This is a genomic window from Paraflavitalea sp. CAU 1676 (assembly GCF_029223285.1).
Lineage (GTDB): Bacteria > Bacteroidota > Bacteroidia > Chitinophagales > Chitinophagaceae > Paraflavitalea.
Genome location: NZ_JARHUJ010000007.1, coordinates 504,185 through 520,383, shown reverse-complemented (window position 1 = coordinate 520,383; position 16,199 = coordinate 504,185). Strand labels below are relative to the sequence as shown.

The following is a 16,199-nucleotide window of genomic DNA, read 5'->3' as shown; positions in this document are numbered from 1 at the left end:
GACCATCATGAAAAAACATATCAAGTCGTTATTGCTGCTGGCGTTTTTAGGCGCTGTATCGGGCCTGGCTTCGTGCAAGCGTTTCCTGGACCGTGAGCCGCAATCGATCGTATCGGAAGAGAATGCTTTTAAAAACTTTACGAATTTCCAGGGCTTTACCGAAGAACTCTATCATTGTATCCCTGATTTCAGCAACGCTTACTGGACCAATTGCTGGAACTGGGGCGAAGACGAGATACAGGGCACGGTACGTGATTTTCATTTCGTCTTTAAGATCGACAATGGTGATTTCTGGGGCTGGCAAGCGCAGTATGACGGCTGGCAAGCCGGGTGGATGGACCGTAACAATACCAGTACCAACGATGACCGTTTTGCGAAGTCGCTTTGGAAGCTGGGCTGGTATGGCATCCGCAAGTGCAACATGGGACTGGCCAATATGGATAAGCTGACGGAGGCTACCCAGGAAGAGAAGGATCTCATCAAAGGGCAACTCCTGTTTTTCCGCGGTTGGTTTCATTTTATGTTCATCCAGTACTTCGGCGGCCTTCCCTATATCGATAAAGTATTACCGGGTGATGAGAAGCTGACCCTTCCCCGCCTGAAGTACCAGGAGTGTGCCGATAAAGCCGGGGCTGATTTCGCGGAGGCAGCAAAACTGCTCCCCCTGAACTGGGATAATACCAATGCAGGCAAGCGCACATTGGGTAAGAATCAACTGCGCATCAACAAGATCATGGCGTTGAGCTACCTGGGCAAGAATTACCTGTGGGCAGGAAGTCCGCTCATGAACTACGTGTCGAAAGGGAATAAGAGCTACAATACTGATTATTGCAAGAAAGCTGCGGAAGCATTCGGCGAGGTACTGCAATTGTGCGAGGTGGGAGAGGCGCCTTATAAGCTGCTCGAGTTTTCGAAATACTACAATAATTTCTACACGACAGGACAAAATTTCGCAATGCCGGGTGGCACGGAAGCCATCTTCCGCGGCCCTTATTACGGAGCGCATGGCTCTACGTACAATACGGCTGCGCAATACGGCCCGGCCGGTATTCTCGTCGACGAATCGATCACCTTTTCACCTACAGCCAATTATGTTGATTATTATGGAATGGCAAATGGTTTGCCGATCAAGGATATTACCAAAGCCGATGCAGAATCGGGCTATGATCCGCAATATCCCTGGCGCAACCGCGATCCGCGCTTTTATAATGATTTCGTGTACGATGGGGTGAAGTGCATTCAGGGTGCTGCACCTGTGGAATCCAACCGGTATGCCAATCTTTTCACCGGAGGCAGTTACCGGGATGTAAGTACAGGAAGCCGCACCGGTTACCTGCTGTACAAGTTCATACCTATTACTTCCAATAAGCATGACCAGGGCTTTTCATACGATAAAGGTCTCAATATTCACTTGCCGTATATGCGGCTGGCCGATGTGTACCTGATGTATGCGGAAGCAGCAGCACAGGGCTTCGGTACGCCGGCCGGTAAATCGGGTAACTATGGCAAAACGGCGGTAGAGGCCATCGACGTGCTGCGCGATCGTGCAGGCGCCGGCCATGTAGCGGCACAGTTTACCGGTTCGCTGGCTGCCTTTATGCCCGAGGTAAGGCGCGAGCGTGCGGTGGAGCTTTCCTTCGAAGGACACCGGTTCAATGACCTGCGCCGCTGGATGCTGTTCATCGATGCCCCCTATACACTCAAAAAATCGTTGGAGTTTGACCGTGCACCGGGTTTCAACGCGGCAGATCCGAAAAATAACCGCGTGCTGAACCTGCGGGAAGTTACCATCCTGGAGCGCAAGTATACCGAAAAGCATTATTGGTTTCCGTTAAAGAACTCGGATGCCAGCCTGTACCTCGAGTTTCCGCAAAATCCGGGTTGGTAGTGTGCGGCATTCTTTATCAAATTTTAATCAACCATTTCATGAAGCAAATAAAAAATATACTGATGCTGGGCGTGTTGGCGGCAATGGGGCCGGCCGGCATGGCACAGGACAGCAGCGAAGTGAGTGCGCAGGCCGCTCCGGATCAACGGGTGCAGGTGGCGTTTAGACGCTTGGATAAAAAAGATGCGTTGGGCGGCGTGTCGTTTGTAGATGTTGCCGGGCAAATGAAAAAAAACTATATGGCCTATAGCCTGGAGAACATGGATGCCTGGGCAGCTGGCTTCAATGGCAACAGCCTATGGGGCATGGGCGGTTACCTGCTTATTATCGACGGCGTACCGCGCGAGGCGACCAACGTATTACCTACCGAGATCGACAGGATAACTTTTATGAAGGGGGTGAATGCCGTGGCCCTGTATGGTAGCCGTGCCGCCAAGGGTGTGGTGTACATCACTACCAAGCGGGGATCGGCCGGCGCTCAAAAGGTCGATATCCGGGTGAATGCCGGGATGCATGTACCGAAAGAGTACCCCGAATACCTGGGTTCGGCCGAGTACATGACCTTGTACAACGAGGCGCGCCGGAATGAAGGACTCGCCGAGTTGTATACTCCTGAAACGATCTATAATTATGCGTCGGGTAAAAACCCCTATCGCTATCCAAGTGTCGATTATTATTCGGACCAATATCTTAAAAAGACGTTCGGCCGTTATGATGCAACAGCCGAAATAACAGGAGGCAATGATAAGGCACGTTATTACACTAATGTGGGATACATTACGGCCGGCTCCCTATTGAACTTCGGCGAAGCGATCCGGAACGACCGCGTGGACCGGCTGAACCTTCGTGGCAATGTGGACATCAACCTCAACGAATATATATCCTGCAATGTTGATGCTACAGCCATCTTCTATACCGGCAAGGGGGTAAATACCAACTACTGGCAAGGCGCCGCCACCTTGCGTCCGCACCGGTATACGCCGCTGATCCCCCTGGATATGATAGAGCCTGAAGATGAGGCTTCGCAGATCTATGTAAAGAACAGCAACCATATCATCAATGGTAAATACCTGCTGGGCGGCACGCAGCTCGATCAAACGAATCCTATCGCGGCCATCTATGCGGGTGGCAACAACAAATACACGAGCCGCCAGTTTCAGTTCAATACAGGCGTGAATGCCGATTTGCGCAATGTGTTGAAGGGGCTGAGTTTTCGCGGTGCTTTTGCCGTGGATTACAATGCGTCGTACAACCTGGCTTTCAATAATTCTTATGCAGTCTATGCTCCTGCCTGGAACAGTTATTCGGGTAAGGATCTTGTAAGCAACCTGACGCAGTATAGTCAGGATGCCAGCAGCGGTATTCAAACTGTGAGCAATAGCTGGTACCGGCAAACGATCTGGGCTACGGGGCAGTTCAACTATGTCAACAGCTTCAAAGGATTGCATAATGTCTCTGCCGTATTGCTGGTGAACGGCTGGCAGCAAAAGGAGTCGGCCATGTACCATGCGACCAGTAATGCGAACCTGGGTTTGCAGTTGGGGTACAATTACAAACAAATCTATTATATAGACCTCAGCAGTGCGCTGGTGCATAGCGCCCGGCTGCCGGAAGGGAAACGCCAGGCTGTTTCACCGACCGTTTCGCTTGGCTGGCGCCTTAGCAACGAACCTTTCCTTCGTGGCAGCAGGGTGGTGGACGATCTGCGCCTCACGGCATCGGCTGGCATCCTGCACACAGACCTGGATATTACCGGTTATTACCTGTACCAGGGAGTATATACCGTATTGGGCAGTTGGTATGGCTGGAAGGATGGTAGTGGAATCCAGGCTACGGAATCGCGAAGAGGTAATAACGATGAGATGAGCTTCCCCAAAAGAGAAGAGGTAAGCATTGGTTTAGAAAGTTCCTTGCTGAAGGGAGCCGTGCAGGTAGAAGCCAATGTTTTTGCCAATCGCATCACCGGCAACATTATCCAGGCGGGTGTTTTGTTCCCTTCCTATTTCACGACCGGATTTCCTGTTTCCTCATTCATCCCCTATGTAAACTACAACAATGATCAGCGGGTGGGTTTCGACTTCAATGCACGCCTGCATCAAAAACTGGGCGATGTAAGCTGGACACTGGGTGTTACAGGAACGTACTACCGCACCAAAGCCACGCAAAGGGCCGAAGTGTTCCAGGATGCGTACCAGTATCGTGAAGGCAAACCCATCGATGGCATCTGGGGACTGCAAAGCCTTGGCTTTTTCAAGGATGCAGACGATATCAAAAACTCGCCTGCACAAACATTCGGCGCTGTGAAACCTGGCGATATCAAATACAGGGATCAAAACGGTGATGGTGTCATCGACTTGCGCGACGAAGTGTACCTGGGCCGTGGCGGTTGGTTTGGGGCTCCCTTTACGCTTGGAGTAAACCTTAGCGCACAGTGGAAGAACCTGTCATTCCTTGCCATTGGTATCGGTCGCTTTGGTGCCTATGATCTGAAAAACAATAGTTATTTCTGGGTCGACGGCGAAGATAAATATTCCATCGTGGTACGTGACCGCTGGACGCCGGCGACGGCCGCAACAGCCAAGTATCCACGCCTCACCACTTTCAACAGCGACAACAATTTCCGGGCTTCCGATTTCTGGTTGTATAGCACGAACCGGTTCGACCTGGCCAAGGTGCAGGTGTCTTATAACCTGAGTGGTGTACTCAGGAACAAGAAGTTTGTGAAAGAACTCGGTGTATATGTCAGTGGGTTTAACCTGCTGACGATATCGGGAGAACGAAAAGTTCTTGAAACCAATGTTGGCAGTGCGCCGCAAACCCGTTTGTTTAACCTCGGAGTGACCGCTTCGTTCTAATCAGGACCTGGCGGCCTAATCAAGCAAATGCATATGAAAAGAAGTATTATGATGCTGGTGTTGCCGGTAGTCCTGCTAAGCAGCTGTAAGGACCTGCTGGAACCGGCGATAGAGAATAACCGGGATCTAAACCCGGATCAATATGTGCCCAATGATGCGCGTTTTCCATTCGGCATCCTGCTGAACGGTTACAACCGTATTCCCACGAACGGTTGGTCATTCAATGATGTAGCCACCGATGATGCCGTTACGAACGACCAGGCGAACGGCTACCTGAAAATGGCAAACGGACAATGGACGGCCAACAACAATCCGGCCAGTCAATGGACGAATGCCTATGCGGCCATTCAATATATCAACATTCTTTTGAAGGACGTTGATACGGTTAAATGGGCCGCCGACGGGGCTGTGAGCAGGTTGTTCGGCATGCGCGTAAAAGGGGAGGCCTATGGATTGCGTGCGCTCTTTTATTATCACCTGTTGCAAACGCATGCTGGTATGAGCGAGGGCGGAGCACTGCTGGGTGTGCCTTTGATCGTACAGCCGCAGAAAACCGATGCCAATTTCAATCAGCCGCGGGCCACGTTGGATCAATGTATGAAGCAGATCTACAGCGACCTCAGCGATGCGGAGGGATTGTTGCCGCTCGACTACGAGAATGTAAACGCTCCCGCCCAGGTACCGGTAAAGTTTGGCGCCGTAAGTCCGGAACAGTATAACCGCGCACTGGGCATCAATTTTCGTGGTTTGATTTCAGCGCGTATCGTAAAGGCCATCCGCTCGAAGGTAGCGCTGCTGGCTGCCAGTCCGGCCTTTGCAGCGGGCAATAGCACCACCTGGGTGGAGGCGGCTAACTACGCCGGAGATGTATTGACACTGAAAGGTGGTATCGGCACCTTGGCTACCAATGGGCTCACCTGGTATGCCAACACCAGCGAGATTGCCGCATTGGCCGATGGAGCCAATCCACCGGAGATCCTGTGGCGTAACAATCATGGTGATAACCGTGACCTGGAACAGCAGAATTTTCCACCCAGCCTGTTTGGCAGCGGCCGCATCAACCCCACGCAGAACCTGGTGAATGCTTTTCCTACACTGACCGGCTATCCTATCACCGACGCAGCCAGCGGATACGACGCCGGCAATCCCTATAACAACCGCGATCCGCGATTGAAAACTTATATATTGGTAAATGGCGGTACGGCCGGTCCGGCCAGTGCTACCATCAACACGGCAGCAGACGGTACCACCAACGACGCCCTCAATAAAGTAGAAACCTCTACCCGTACCGGATATTACCTGCGCAAGTTGCTGCGTCAGGATGTGAACCTGAATCCCAATTCGGCCAATAACCAACGGCATTATAAACCGCATATCCGGTACACGGAGATCTACCTCAATTATGCCGAAGCGGCCAATGAGGCGTGGGGCCCGATGGGAACAGGAAATCAGGGATTCTCGGCGTATGATGTGATCAAGGCCATCCGCAAACGTGCTGGTATCGGCCTCACCAATGGAGATGCTTACCTGGAGCTGGTAAAAGGCAGCAAGGAGCAAATGCGCGAGCTGATCCGCAATGAACGACGGCTGGAACTCTGTTTCGAAGGATTCCGCTTCTGGGACCTTCGCCGGTGGAAGGCGCCGATGACCGAGACGGCTAAAGGAGTAAGTATCCGTAACAATGTGCCGACGGCCTTCGATGTAGAGCCGAGACAGTTTCAGCCATTCATGATCTATGGCCCGATTCCCTATGGAGAGATCCTCAAGTTTGGGGCACTGGAACAAAACCAGGGATGGCGTTAAATTCTTTTGACCTTGAAATTAGTAATAATGAAAAAACTGCTTTTACCATTGATTGGCCTGTTCGCCCTGATGTCCTGTAACAAAAAGGCGGAGTTTCCGGACTATGCTTTCCAAACGGTGTATTTCGCCTATCAATCTCCGGTACGTACCATCACGTTTGGGGAAGATGTATTCAATACCGACCTGGATAACCAGGGAAAATGCCAGATCGTAGCTACGACCGGTGGCGTTTATTACAGTAAGCGGGATGTAACGATACCGATTGCCGTCGACAATAGCTTGCTGGGTAGTGGTATGTTGTTTGGTACCGGTAAAGACGAAGTGTTACCGATGCCGAACAACTATTTCCAGCTGGCCGCCAACAACATCGTGATCAAGGAAGGCGGCCTCACCGGTTCAGTGGGTGTTCAGTTGACAGACGCCTTTTTCAATGATCCCAAATCGATCAAAAATACCTACGTGATCCCGGTTCGTATGACCGGCAAGTCGGGCGCCGACTCCATCCTCGATGGGAAGGGCTATGTTTTGTATGCCGTTAAATATGTCAACCCCTGGCATGGTAATTATTTGCGCCGGGGAAAAGACGTGATCACGGGGAGCGTCAACAACACCCTCGTACGTCATAAACCGTATGTAGAGGACGATGAAGTGAATAAGCTGAATACGAAGACCATGAAAGATCTTGAGTTTCCGTTGGTGTATAAGGATAAGAACGGGGTCAATGTGAACTGTACACTATTGTTGCGCTTTGATGATGCCGGTAAATGTACAGTCACAGGCGGATCGGCGAATATGACCGCCACCGGTACGGGCCAGTTTGTAAAGCGCGGTGAAAAGAACAGCTTTGGTGGTAAGGATCGGGACGCCCTGTACCTGAACTATACGGTGAATTTACCGGATATGCAAGTCACGACGACAGATACACTGGTGATACGTGACCGTGCCGTAACCATGGAAACCTTTAACCCGGTAGCGAAATAACCTATTGTGCCATTTTCAAACATTGTTATGCAAAAGATACTAACGATCGCAGCAGGACTCTCGGTGTTGGCGTTGATGCCGGCCTGCAACAAATATGAATCGCCGGCTTTCGGGACCGAAAAGCCCGCTACGGTAACCGCACAGGAAGATCTCGACACCTATGAGGCCTTGAAGAGCTTCATCAATCGCGGTGCACATCCAAACTTTAAATGGGGCGTAGCATTGGGGTTGCAGGAGTATCTTGATAAGGGTGTAAAATACCGGCTTGCCAACAAGAACTTCGACGAGATCGTACTGGGCTATGAAATGAAACATGGCGCGGTGGTGCAGGCCGATGGAAGCCTGGACCTCGCGAAGGTAAAGGTCCTGCTGGAAACCGCCAAAGCTGGCGGTACGACTGTATATGGACATACCCTGGTGTGGCATGCGAACCAGAAAGCGGCTTACCTGAACGGACTGCTGTCGCCGATGGTGGTGACTGCGCCGGCCTATGCGAACGACCTCAACCTGGCTGGCCTACAGGATAAAAGTTTTACAGCCTGGGATCGGAGTCACCCTGGCGGGGGCATCACGGTGTCCGACAACGAAGGAATGGGTACCGGTAATAAGGCATTGAAGCTGATATCAAGTGGTGGCTCTTCCGCTGCTGCCGACCTGCAGCTGATATCCCCTTCGATCGCCGTGAACCCGGCACATAAGTACGAGGTCGTCCTGTACATTAAGTCAGATAAACCCGGTGAAGGGCGGATCGCTTTTGAAGGGTTGAATAATAACACACCGGCGATCGATTGGACAAAATCGGGCAAGGCTACCGAGACCTTTACGACCGGTATCTCCTGGAAAGAGATACGATTCCAGGTAAGCGATTTTGCGGGAGGCAATATCAAACTGCACCTCGATCTGGGTTATAAACCCGGTGTAACCTACACGGTAGATGTCAACAATTTTTATGTGTATGATACGCAGGGGGCCCCTGCTGTCGTAAACCTGGTAACCGGTGGCGATTTTGAAAGCGGGTCTGGTTGGGGCGGCTGGGGTGGCAGCAGTACGCGTGGTGTTACCACCGATGGTATGGGTGTTGGCAATAAAGGGAAGGCATTTTTTGTCACCAACCCTGCCAAAGCAGCTAACTACTGGGATGTACAAACCAGTTACCCTTTTGCAGCCAATCTTACCAACGGCGAAACGTACGAATTGAGCTTTTGGGTGAAGGGGACGGCCACCGGCGTTATCCGCCCTGAATTGCAAAGCGCCAACTACTCTTCGAATGGTTTTGGCCAGGTACAGGTAACCACCGACTGGAAACAGGTAACCGTCGCTACCACCGCAACAGCGGCCGATAGAAGCCGGCTGATCTTCAGCTATGGTGAGTATGCCGGAACAGTGTATATAGATGATGTAGTATTGAAAAGCAGTAAGGCAACCGGAGGTTCAACGACCGTTACCGAAAAGACCCCACTGGAAAAATCGATCCTGATTGGTGCAGCACTCGATAAATGGATGAAGGGCATGCTCGACGTGGCGAAACCGTTGGTAAAGGCCTGGGATGTCGTTAACGAGCCGATGGATGATGGTAAACCGTATGAGCTTAAAACAGGTGTGGGCAGAACGCTGGCAACCGATGAGTTTTACTGGCAGGATTACCTGGGCAAAGATTACGGGGTCACCGCCTTCAAACTGGCGCGCCAATACGGCAATGCATCCGATATACTATTCATCAATGATTACAATCTCGAGTATAGCCTCGACAAATGCCGTGGATTGATCGAGTATGTTAAATACATAGAAAGCCAGGGCGCAAAGGTGGATGGCATCGGCACGCAAATGCACATCAGCATTACTGCCAATAAGGAGAATATTACAGAGATGTTCAAATTGCTGGCTGCTACCGGCAAACTGATCAAAATATCCGAACTCGATATTGGCGTAGGGATCAAGACGCCGGAGGCAACCGCTGCTCATTACAAGGCGCAGGCCGAACTGTATAAATATGTGATCGATAAATACTTTGAATTGATTCCCGCAAAACAGCGCTATGGCATCACGATCTGGAGTCCGCTCGATAGTCCGGCCAGTTCCAATTGGCGTGCCGGAGAACCCATCGGTATCTGGACGGAGACCTACGTACGCAAACCAGCCTACGGACTGGTGGCAGAAGGCATCAAGGCAAATTTGAAATAAGCATCCGTATCTCTCATATAGCAATTGTCCCTGGCTTTTCGTGGCCGGGGATTTTTTTGTTTACAGATGGAGGGGCGGATAAAAATAAAACCGGCCCCAGGCGTGGAAACGCGGGACCGGTTTAGCTGCCAATGATCGATAGGGTAGAGTTGCTACGTGAACAAGCTTTTATTCATTGAGCTTTTCAATGCTGTTGTTGCTTTTGGTATTGATGACTGCATAGAATGCCGGCTTGGGCTGGTTGTTCCGATCGAACAATAAAGGATAATTCGTTCTTCCCCGGATCGGAAAGTTGTTCAACCAGGAATGACCGTCGTTGACACCCCAAAAGGTAACACGGGTTATTTTGTCGGCGTGCTTCAGGAAAAGAGTGAACAGGTCCTGGTAGGCCTTTGCCAGTTTTACCTGTACCGAGTCGGGCAATCCCTGCGTGTAGGGATTCATGGCTGCGCTTCCTTCGGCTGTTCTGCCGATATCGGCTGTGTTATTCTGCCAGGGATTAGGGAGTACTGTGAGGTCGAGTTCGGTGAACATCACTTTTACGCCGAGCGCCGCATATGCCAGAATGCTTTCTTCGATGGCTGCCAGCGGAAGGTTGTCGATATGCCAGTGCCCTTGTATGCCTACACCATCGATACGGACTCCAGCCGACTGCAGCTTTTTGATGAGGGCCATGGTGCCGGCCCTTTTTTTCGGCTGCTCGATGTTGTAATCGTTGTAATACAGTTCGGCATCCGGCGCCGCCTGGTTGGCGAGCCGAAACGCTTCTACAATATAACCTTCCCCCAGGTGCTGGAGAAACACTGATCTGCGTAACGATCCATCTTCATTCAAGGCTTCATTAACGACATCCCACGAATACACTTTCCCTTTGTACCGTGAAGCTACCGTAGTGATATGATCGGTAAAGAAATGACGTACGGAGTCGGCATTCTTCATCCGTCTCATAAATCCGGGCAGCTGGCTATGCCACACAAGCGTGTGTCCGTTGAGTGGCATGTTGTTTTGTTGCGCGTAGGCAACGAGACGATCGGCAGGCCCGAAGTTGTAGCGGTCCCATTCAGGATGAAGATGCATCGCCTTCATGGTGTTTTCGGGCGTAACCGCATTGAAATGCCGGCTGATCAACCGGCTGGTGTTGGTATCCCTGCCTGCTGCCTGGGTAAAGTCGAAAGCGGTGCCTATGCGGAAATCCTTCTGAAAGGTCTCCTTCAGGGAAGGAACGACCGTGGCTGTAGCAGACGCTGGCGTTCCGGATGCCTTTGATGCCGTGGTGTGGCGGGTATTGCAACCCGACAGGTGAAGGCCAAGCAGGCAAGTACCGCATGCCCATGATAAATAGCTTTTCATGTGTAGATGAATTGGTGAGACGATTGAACTAAAAGGATCCTGTTTTTACAAGTCATTGTTGTTTGCGCCTTTTCGCATCCGGGCTATGAACTCGGATGGGAGCATGTTGAATTTTGTCTTAAAGGATTTGGCAAAATAATTTGGTGTGGAAAATCCAACCAGGTAGGCGATCTCTGCAATCGACCTATCACTTTTTTCCATCAGGGCAGCTGCTTTGTCGAGGCGGTAGGAGCGAATGTATTCTACCGGCGTTTGTCCTGTGAGTTCGAGCAGTTTACTATAGAGTGAACTGCGGCTCATGCCTACCTCCTTACTCAGGTTTTCTACAGAGACCTGAGGATTGGTGAGGTTCTCTTCGAGGTAGTGAACGATCTTTTGGAGCAGTTGCTCGTCGGCCGACTGTACGCCTATTTCCGGCGACATGACCTTGATCTGTTTGGAATAGGTTGATTTCAAGGTGTTATTGAGCAGCAACAGGTTCCTGATCTTCGCATGCAGCAATTCGACATTGAATGGTTTGGTGATATAATCGTTGGCCCCTGTTTCGAGTCCGGCCAATTGTTGCTCTTCGGCTGTTAGCGCTGTGAGCAGGATAACGGGGATGTGGTTCGTACGTTTGTCGGCCTTCAGCTTTTGGACGAGCTGAATACCATCCATTTCGGGCATGGTGATATCGCTTACGATCAATTGCGGATGATGCGCAAGGGCTTTTTGCCAACCTTCTTTTCCGTTCACCGCTTCGATGACCTTATAGCTGTTACAAAGATTGTCTTTGAGGTAGAAACGGAAGTCTTCATTGTCTTCGACCAGCAACAGCAGCGGCAAATCGGCCGGGTTGAGCAGCGGGGCATTGCCGGTTGTAGTTGTAATTGTATTCAGGGGTGCTTCTTCCTGCACGGCAGGTGTTATGTGGGGGAGCAGGGCCGGTTCTGCTTCCGGTATAGGTACAACAGTTTGTAATGGCAATTCGATCGTGAAGGTAGCTCCTTGTCCGGGTTCGCTGTCGACGGCGATGGTGCCCCCCTGCAATTTGATGAATTCCCTGGTAATGGAGAGGCCAATTCCGGTGCCCTGGTTTAATATTGCAGTGCTGCTGTTGGTTTGAAAAAAGCGTTCGAATATCTGTTCCTGTTTGTCTTTGGCAATGCCAATGCCGGAGTCTTTGACCTGGATGGAGACCCATTGGTGTTGCGGATCGGCTGGCTTATCGAGTACCTGTAATTCGACCCGTACGTTTCCTCCTTCCAGGGTGAACTTGAATGCGTTGGCCAGCAGATTGAAAAGAATGCGCTCCATTTTGTCGTGATCAAAAAAAGCGTGAAAGGCCGGCTTGTTGCTATGGAACAGGAAATGGATATGCTTTCTTTCGGCAAAGTCCATAAAGGCATCCGTTACCTCTTTGAGGAAGTTTACGAGATCGCCCTGCGATAATTGCAGGCTCAATTCATGTTCTTCCATCCTCCGGAAATCGAGTAACTGGTTTACCAGGTTCAACAACCTTCGCGCGTTGCGTTTGATCATGCTCAGTTTGTCGAGGCGGTTCTCGGTTTGTTCCTGAACGATCAATTGATCTACCGGACCCATGATGAGGGAGATCGGCGTTCTGAAATCGTGGCTGAGGTTGGTCAGGAACCTGATCTTGAGACGGTCGAGCTCCTGGATGCGTTTGGCTTCCTGCCGTTCCTGTTCGAGCAGGAACTTTTTCCGGATGCGCAGGATGCCTATGTGCCGGCTATACAATAAAATTCCGCAGGCGGCGAGCGCGTAAACAATGAAGGCCCAGGTGGTGCGCCAGTAGGGGGGGTGTACGTAGATGCGGATCATCTGTTGATCGCTGCTCCATACGCCGTCATTATTACCGGCTTTAACGTAGAAGGTGTATTCGCCGGGGTCGAGGTTGGTATAGGATGCCGTGTTCACGGTGCCTGTGTAGTTCCAATCTTTATCAAAACCTTCGAGCTTGTAGGCGTATTGATTTTGCTGGGGGAGTGTATAGTTGAGTGCTACAAAACTGAGGACGAAGTTTTGTCTGTACGCTAAATGCACCTGATCGGCGACTGCAATATGCGATCGGATGGGGCCATCTTCTCCCGGAACGACAGACTTATTCGATATTTTGAGGTCGGTGAGCCTGACCTGCGGCACATTGCGGTTGATGGTGAGAGCGGCCGGGTCAAAATAATTAAATCCTTCCAGTCCGCCGAACATGAGATTGCCATTGGATAAACGAATGCCGGATGCGCGTGCAAAATTGTTGTTTTGAACGCCATTGTGATAGCTATAGTTACGGAAAGTTTTTTTCTCTGCCTCAAAACTGGTGATGCCGGCATTGGTGCTACACCACAACAGCCCGTTGAAATCTTCCAGTATGTGGTACACGGTGGTATTTTGCAAACCGTCTTTTTCGGAGTAGGTAATAAAGTTTTTCTGTGCCGGGTTGTACAGGCTGAGCCCTTCTCCAAATGTGCCTATCCAAATGCGTCCCTGGCTGTCGCAATGCAGCGTCTGTACCTTATCACTGGGCAGCAGGCTGTTATTTTGAGCGTAGGTGGTCCAGGTGCCGGTGCCCGGATGGTACACGTTGATGCCGCCGCCATGTGAGCCGATCCAGATATTGCCGGCCGTATCTTCTTCAATGGCGCGCACAAAGCCATTTCTGGGCAGCAGTGCCTCGTTGGCCATATTTGCGCGTGGATGAGGTGTAAACTTCCTGACCACCCGTCCTTCCTTCACTATATTGATTCCCTCTCCGTTGGTGCCGATCCAGATCTGTTTTTTACGGTCTTCTTTGATCGAGAATATATTGTTGGAGTTGAGCTGTTCCTGGCCGGGGCCCTGGTGCATATACGAGCGTCTGCCTGTATGGAGGTCTATGGTGATGAGGCCCCAGGCATAGGTGCCGATATATAATTTGTTGTCGCTGGCTACCAGCAGGGCCAATACTGACAGGGGATGGCTTTTGTGAACCGGCAAACCAAGTTCGATCTCACTAACCTGATCGGTTTTCCGGTTGTAGCGGTACAGGCCGCCGCCGTCGGAACCAATGAATACGTCTCCGTTCGGGGCCTCGGCCATTGCGCTGATGATGGCCGCTGACCGTGTTTGTGGAAATAGTGCTTTGCTCAGTTTGAGGTCGAACAGGTTGAGGTTCCGGTCGTATTTGTTGATGCCTCCGCGGAAAGTGCCCAGCCAGTATATCCCTTGCTGATCGATGTAAACGCATCTTACCCATTTGCTGGTAAGGCTGTAAATATTGCCTTCCCGTGGCAGGTAGGTGGTTACCCGGTGCGCCCGTGTATCGGCGATATTAAGGCCTTCGGAAGTGCCAACCCATAGGCGGCCAGCTTCGTCGGGCGCCAGGCAGGTGATCTCATGGCTGCTGAGGCCGCTCGACGGGCCGCTGAGGTAACTATGGTTGTCGAAGCCTGCGCCGTTTGTGCGGAAGGTACACAGGCCGGCTGGTGTGCCTATCCAGACTACGCCGTTCTCATCTTCAACAATGGCCCTGATCTCGTTGTGCAGGAGGCTGCCGGGCTGGTCGGGGTTGCTTTGGTACCGGCGCACACGGCCGGTATTGCTATCATACAGGTAAATGCCTTGTTGGGTGCCTATCCAGATCCGTTTTTTGCTGTCGGCAAATACACAGGTCAGGACCCTGCTATTGGGCTGGTTATTATCAGCTTTCGAAAGATCGACCCTGGACAGGGTATTGGTGGCAGGGTCGAGGAGGAACAGGTTTTCGTATTGTGCCACCCACAGTTTACCCGTTGGGTCGCTGGAGATGCCGCGGATCACTGCGTGGGAGGGCAGTTCGCCGGTTTGACCGGTGGTGGGGTAGTGTATAAATGCGTTGCTTTTCCGATCGTACCGGCTGAGGCCGCCACCGCTGGTACCGATCCATAAATTGCCGGAAGGGTCTTCATGCAGGGCCAGGATCTCATTGGCGCGGAGGCTGGTGGAATCTCCTGGCAGGTGCCGGTAAACCGTGAAATTGGTTCCATCGAACTTGTTCAGTCCGTCATCGGTGGCAAACCACATCATGCCGTACTGATCTTTGATGATGGCGTTGACCGAATTGGACAAAAGGCCGTCTTTGGTTGAAAGCGAGGTAAAATTAAGGGGAGCCGTTTGTGACCGGCCGGCCAGCGTAAGCAGCAGGGAAAGCAACAATAGTGTGTATCTATAGTTCCACATAAGCATGCGATCGTTAAAACACTGAAACAGAATAGTTGGAGAACATTTGTGCCATTGATTTCAACAAATGAAGCATTCTCCTGGTCTACTTGCCAGCTATTTTTGTGATGACGTGAAATTGACAATTATTTTTCGTTTTTCCGTCTCAAAAAAGTGAAGTTTCCCTAAAACGATATTGCCATGCGGAGTAATATTCTGATTGTTGCCCATTCGCAGGAATCGCTGGACATGTTGGTGAGGATGATGCCCTACGGCCACCATCTTTTTACGGTGAATATTGGCAGTGAAGCCTGGCCGATACTGGGCATGCAGTTCATTCAGCTGATCATTTGCCAGGCGGGTTCCCTGTCGGAACCGGGGTGGAAACTTTGCCGCCGGTTTAAGGAGGATCAAACATCGGCACCTATTCCTTTGATCACCGTAACGAGTGACGAGGGGGCGGCAGCACGGATCAACTGCCTGGCGGCCGGGGCTGATGCGCATATCAGCGGGCCTTTATTGCCGGTGTTGCTTGAAGAAGAGATAGAGAAACAGTTAGCCTCCGGAGCAACGAGGCGGTTGCCGGAGCGGTCGGTAACGATGAATAAGTCTTTACCGGCGGAGGAAAAAGAACTGTTGTTGCAGCGGCTGCAGGCCTGTTTATCGGACGTTCAAGTCAATAGCTACCTGAGTGTTGACAAGCTGGCCAGGTTAATGTACATGAGCCGTCCTACGCTTTACCGGAAAATGAAAAACGTTAGTATTGCGACCCCTAATGAACTGATCAATGAGATGCGGTTAAAGAAAGCAGCGGAACTGCTAACGACCGGTAAATACCGGATCTTCGAGGTTGCGCGTATGATGGGGTATGCGTCGCAAAGCAGCTTTGGTAAATCGTTTTTCAAATACTTCAACATGACCCCTTCGGGCTACCAACGAAGCAAGACCATTACCGATGCTGCGTAAAT

Annotated in this window: 8 protein-coding genes; 6 read left to right on the top strand and 2 right to left on the bottom strand. The window is 51.2% G+C overall.

The window, feature by feature from the left end; translation table 11 throughout:
* Nucleotides 1-7 precede the first annotated feature (7 nt).
* From P2H89_RS24465 to P2H89_RS24445, 5 genes are read left to right on the top strand one after another with little or no spacing between them, the layout of a single operon-like run.
* Nucleotides 8-1,888: a RagB/SusD family nutrient uptake outer membrane protein gene (locus P2H89_RS24465; RefSeq protein ID WP_275831928.1), complete on the top strand. Its 1,881-nt coding sequence runs from the start codon at nucleotides 8-10 to the stop codon at nucleotides 1,886-1,888.
* Nucleotides 1,889-1,926: 38 nt separating this feature from the next.
* Nucleotides 1,927-4,743, top strand: coding sequence for a SusC/RagA family TonB-linked outer membrane protein (locus P2H89_RS24460; RefSeq protein WP_275831926.1), 2,817 nt, complete (start codon nucleotides 1,927-1,929; stop codon nucleotides 4,741-4,743).
* A gap of 33 nt (nucleotides 4,744-4,776) precedes the next feature.
* Complete coding sequence (locus P2H89_RS24455; RefSeq protein WP_275831924.1) at nucleotides 4,777-6,546, top strand: RagB/SusD family nutrient uptake outer membrane protein; 1,770 nt, start codon at nucleotides 4,777-4,779, stop codon at nucleotides 6,544-6,546.
* A 27-nt stretch (nucleotides 6,547-6,573) separates the two neighbouring features.
* Nucleotides 6,574-7,527 carry a DUF5627 domain-containing protein gene (locus tag P2H89_RS24450; RefSeq protein ID WP_275831922.1) on the top strand — a complete coding sequence of 318 codons (954 nt, stop codon included), beginning with the start codon at nucleotides 6,574-6,576 and terminating at the stop codon, nucleotides 7,525-7,527.
* Nucleotides 7,528-7,554: 27 nt separating this feature from the next.
* Entirely contained in the window at nucleotides 7,555-9,708 is a 2,154-nt protein-coding gene (locus P2H89_RS24445) for an endo-1,4-beta-xylanase (RefSeq protein ID WP_275831920.1), read from the top strand.
* A 168-nt stretch (nucleotides 9,709-9,876) separates the two neighbouring features.
* Here P2H89_RS24445 and P2H89_RS24440 read toward each other — a convergent pair whose 3' ends face one another.
* A complete protein-coding gene (locus P2H89_RS24440; RefSeq protein WP_275831918.1) occupies nucleotides 9,877-11,058 on the bottom strand; it encodes an endo-1,4-beta-xylanase in 1,182 nt (393 codons plus the stop codon).
* A 45-nt stretch (nucleotides 11,059-11,103) separates the two neighbouring features.
* A complete protein-coding gene (locus P2H89_RS24435; RefSeq protein WP_275831916.1) occupies nucleotides 11,104-15,252 on the bottom strand; it encodes a hybrid sensor histidine kinase/response regulator transcription factor in 4,149 nt (1,382 codons plus the stop codon).
* Between the two features lie 180 nt (nucleotides 15,253-15,432).
* On the opposite strand from P2H89_RS24435, the gene P2H89_RS24430 reads away from it, so the two are divergent.
* Nucleotides 15,433-16,197 carry a helix-turn-helix domain-containing protein gene (locus P2H89_RS24430; RefSeq protein WP_275831914.1) on the top strand — a complete coding sequence of 255 codons (765 nt, stop codon included), beginning with the start codon at nucleotides 15,433-15,435 and terminating at the stop codon, nucleotides 16,195-16,197.
* The last annotated feature ends 2 nt before the right edge of the window (nucleotides 16,198-16,199 follow it).

Coding starts and splice junctions, on each gene's coding strand:
- P2H89_RS24450 (WP_275831922.1), top strand. CDS start 6,574: ATGAAAAAACTGCTTTTACCATTGATTGGCCTGTTCGCCCTGATGTCC.
- P2H89_RS24465 (WP_275831928.1), top strand. CDS start 8: ATGAAAAAACATATCAAGTCGTTATTGCTGCTGGCGTTTTTAGGCGCT.
- P2H89_RS24435 (WP_275831916.1), bottom strand. CDS start 15,252: ATGTGGAACTATAGATACACACTATTGTTGCTTTCCCTGCTGCTTACG.
- P2H89_RS24440 (WP_275831918.1), bottom strand. CDS start 11,058: ATGAAAAGCTATTTATCATGGGCATGCGGTACTTGCCTGCTTGGCCTT.
- P2H89_RS24430 (WP_275831914.1), top strand. CDS start 15,433: ATGCGGAGTAATATTCTGATTGTTGCCCATTCGCAGGAATCGCTGGAC.
- P2H89_RS24445 (WP_275831920.1), top strand. CDS start 7,555: ATGCAAAAGATACTAACGATCGCAGCAGGACTCTCGGTGTTGGCGTTG.
- P2H89_RS24455 (WP_275831924.1), top strand. CDS start 4,777: ATGAAAAGAAGTATTATGATGCTGGTGTTGCCGGTAGTCCTGCTAAGC.
- P2H89_RS24460 (WP_275831926.1), top strand. CDS start 1,927: ATGAAGCAAATAAAAAATATACTGATGCTGGGCGTGTTGGCGGCAATG.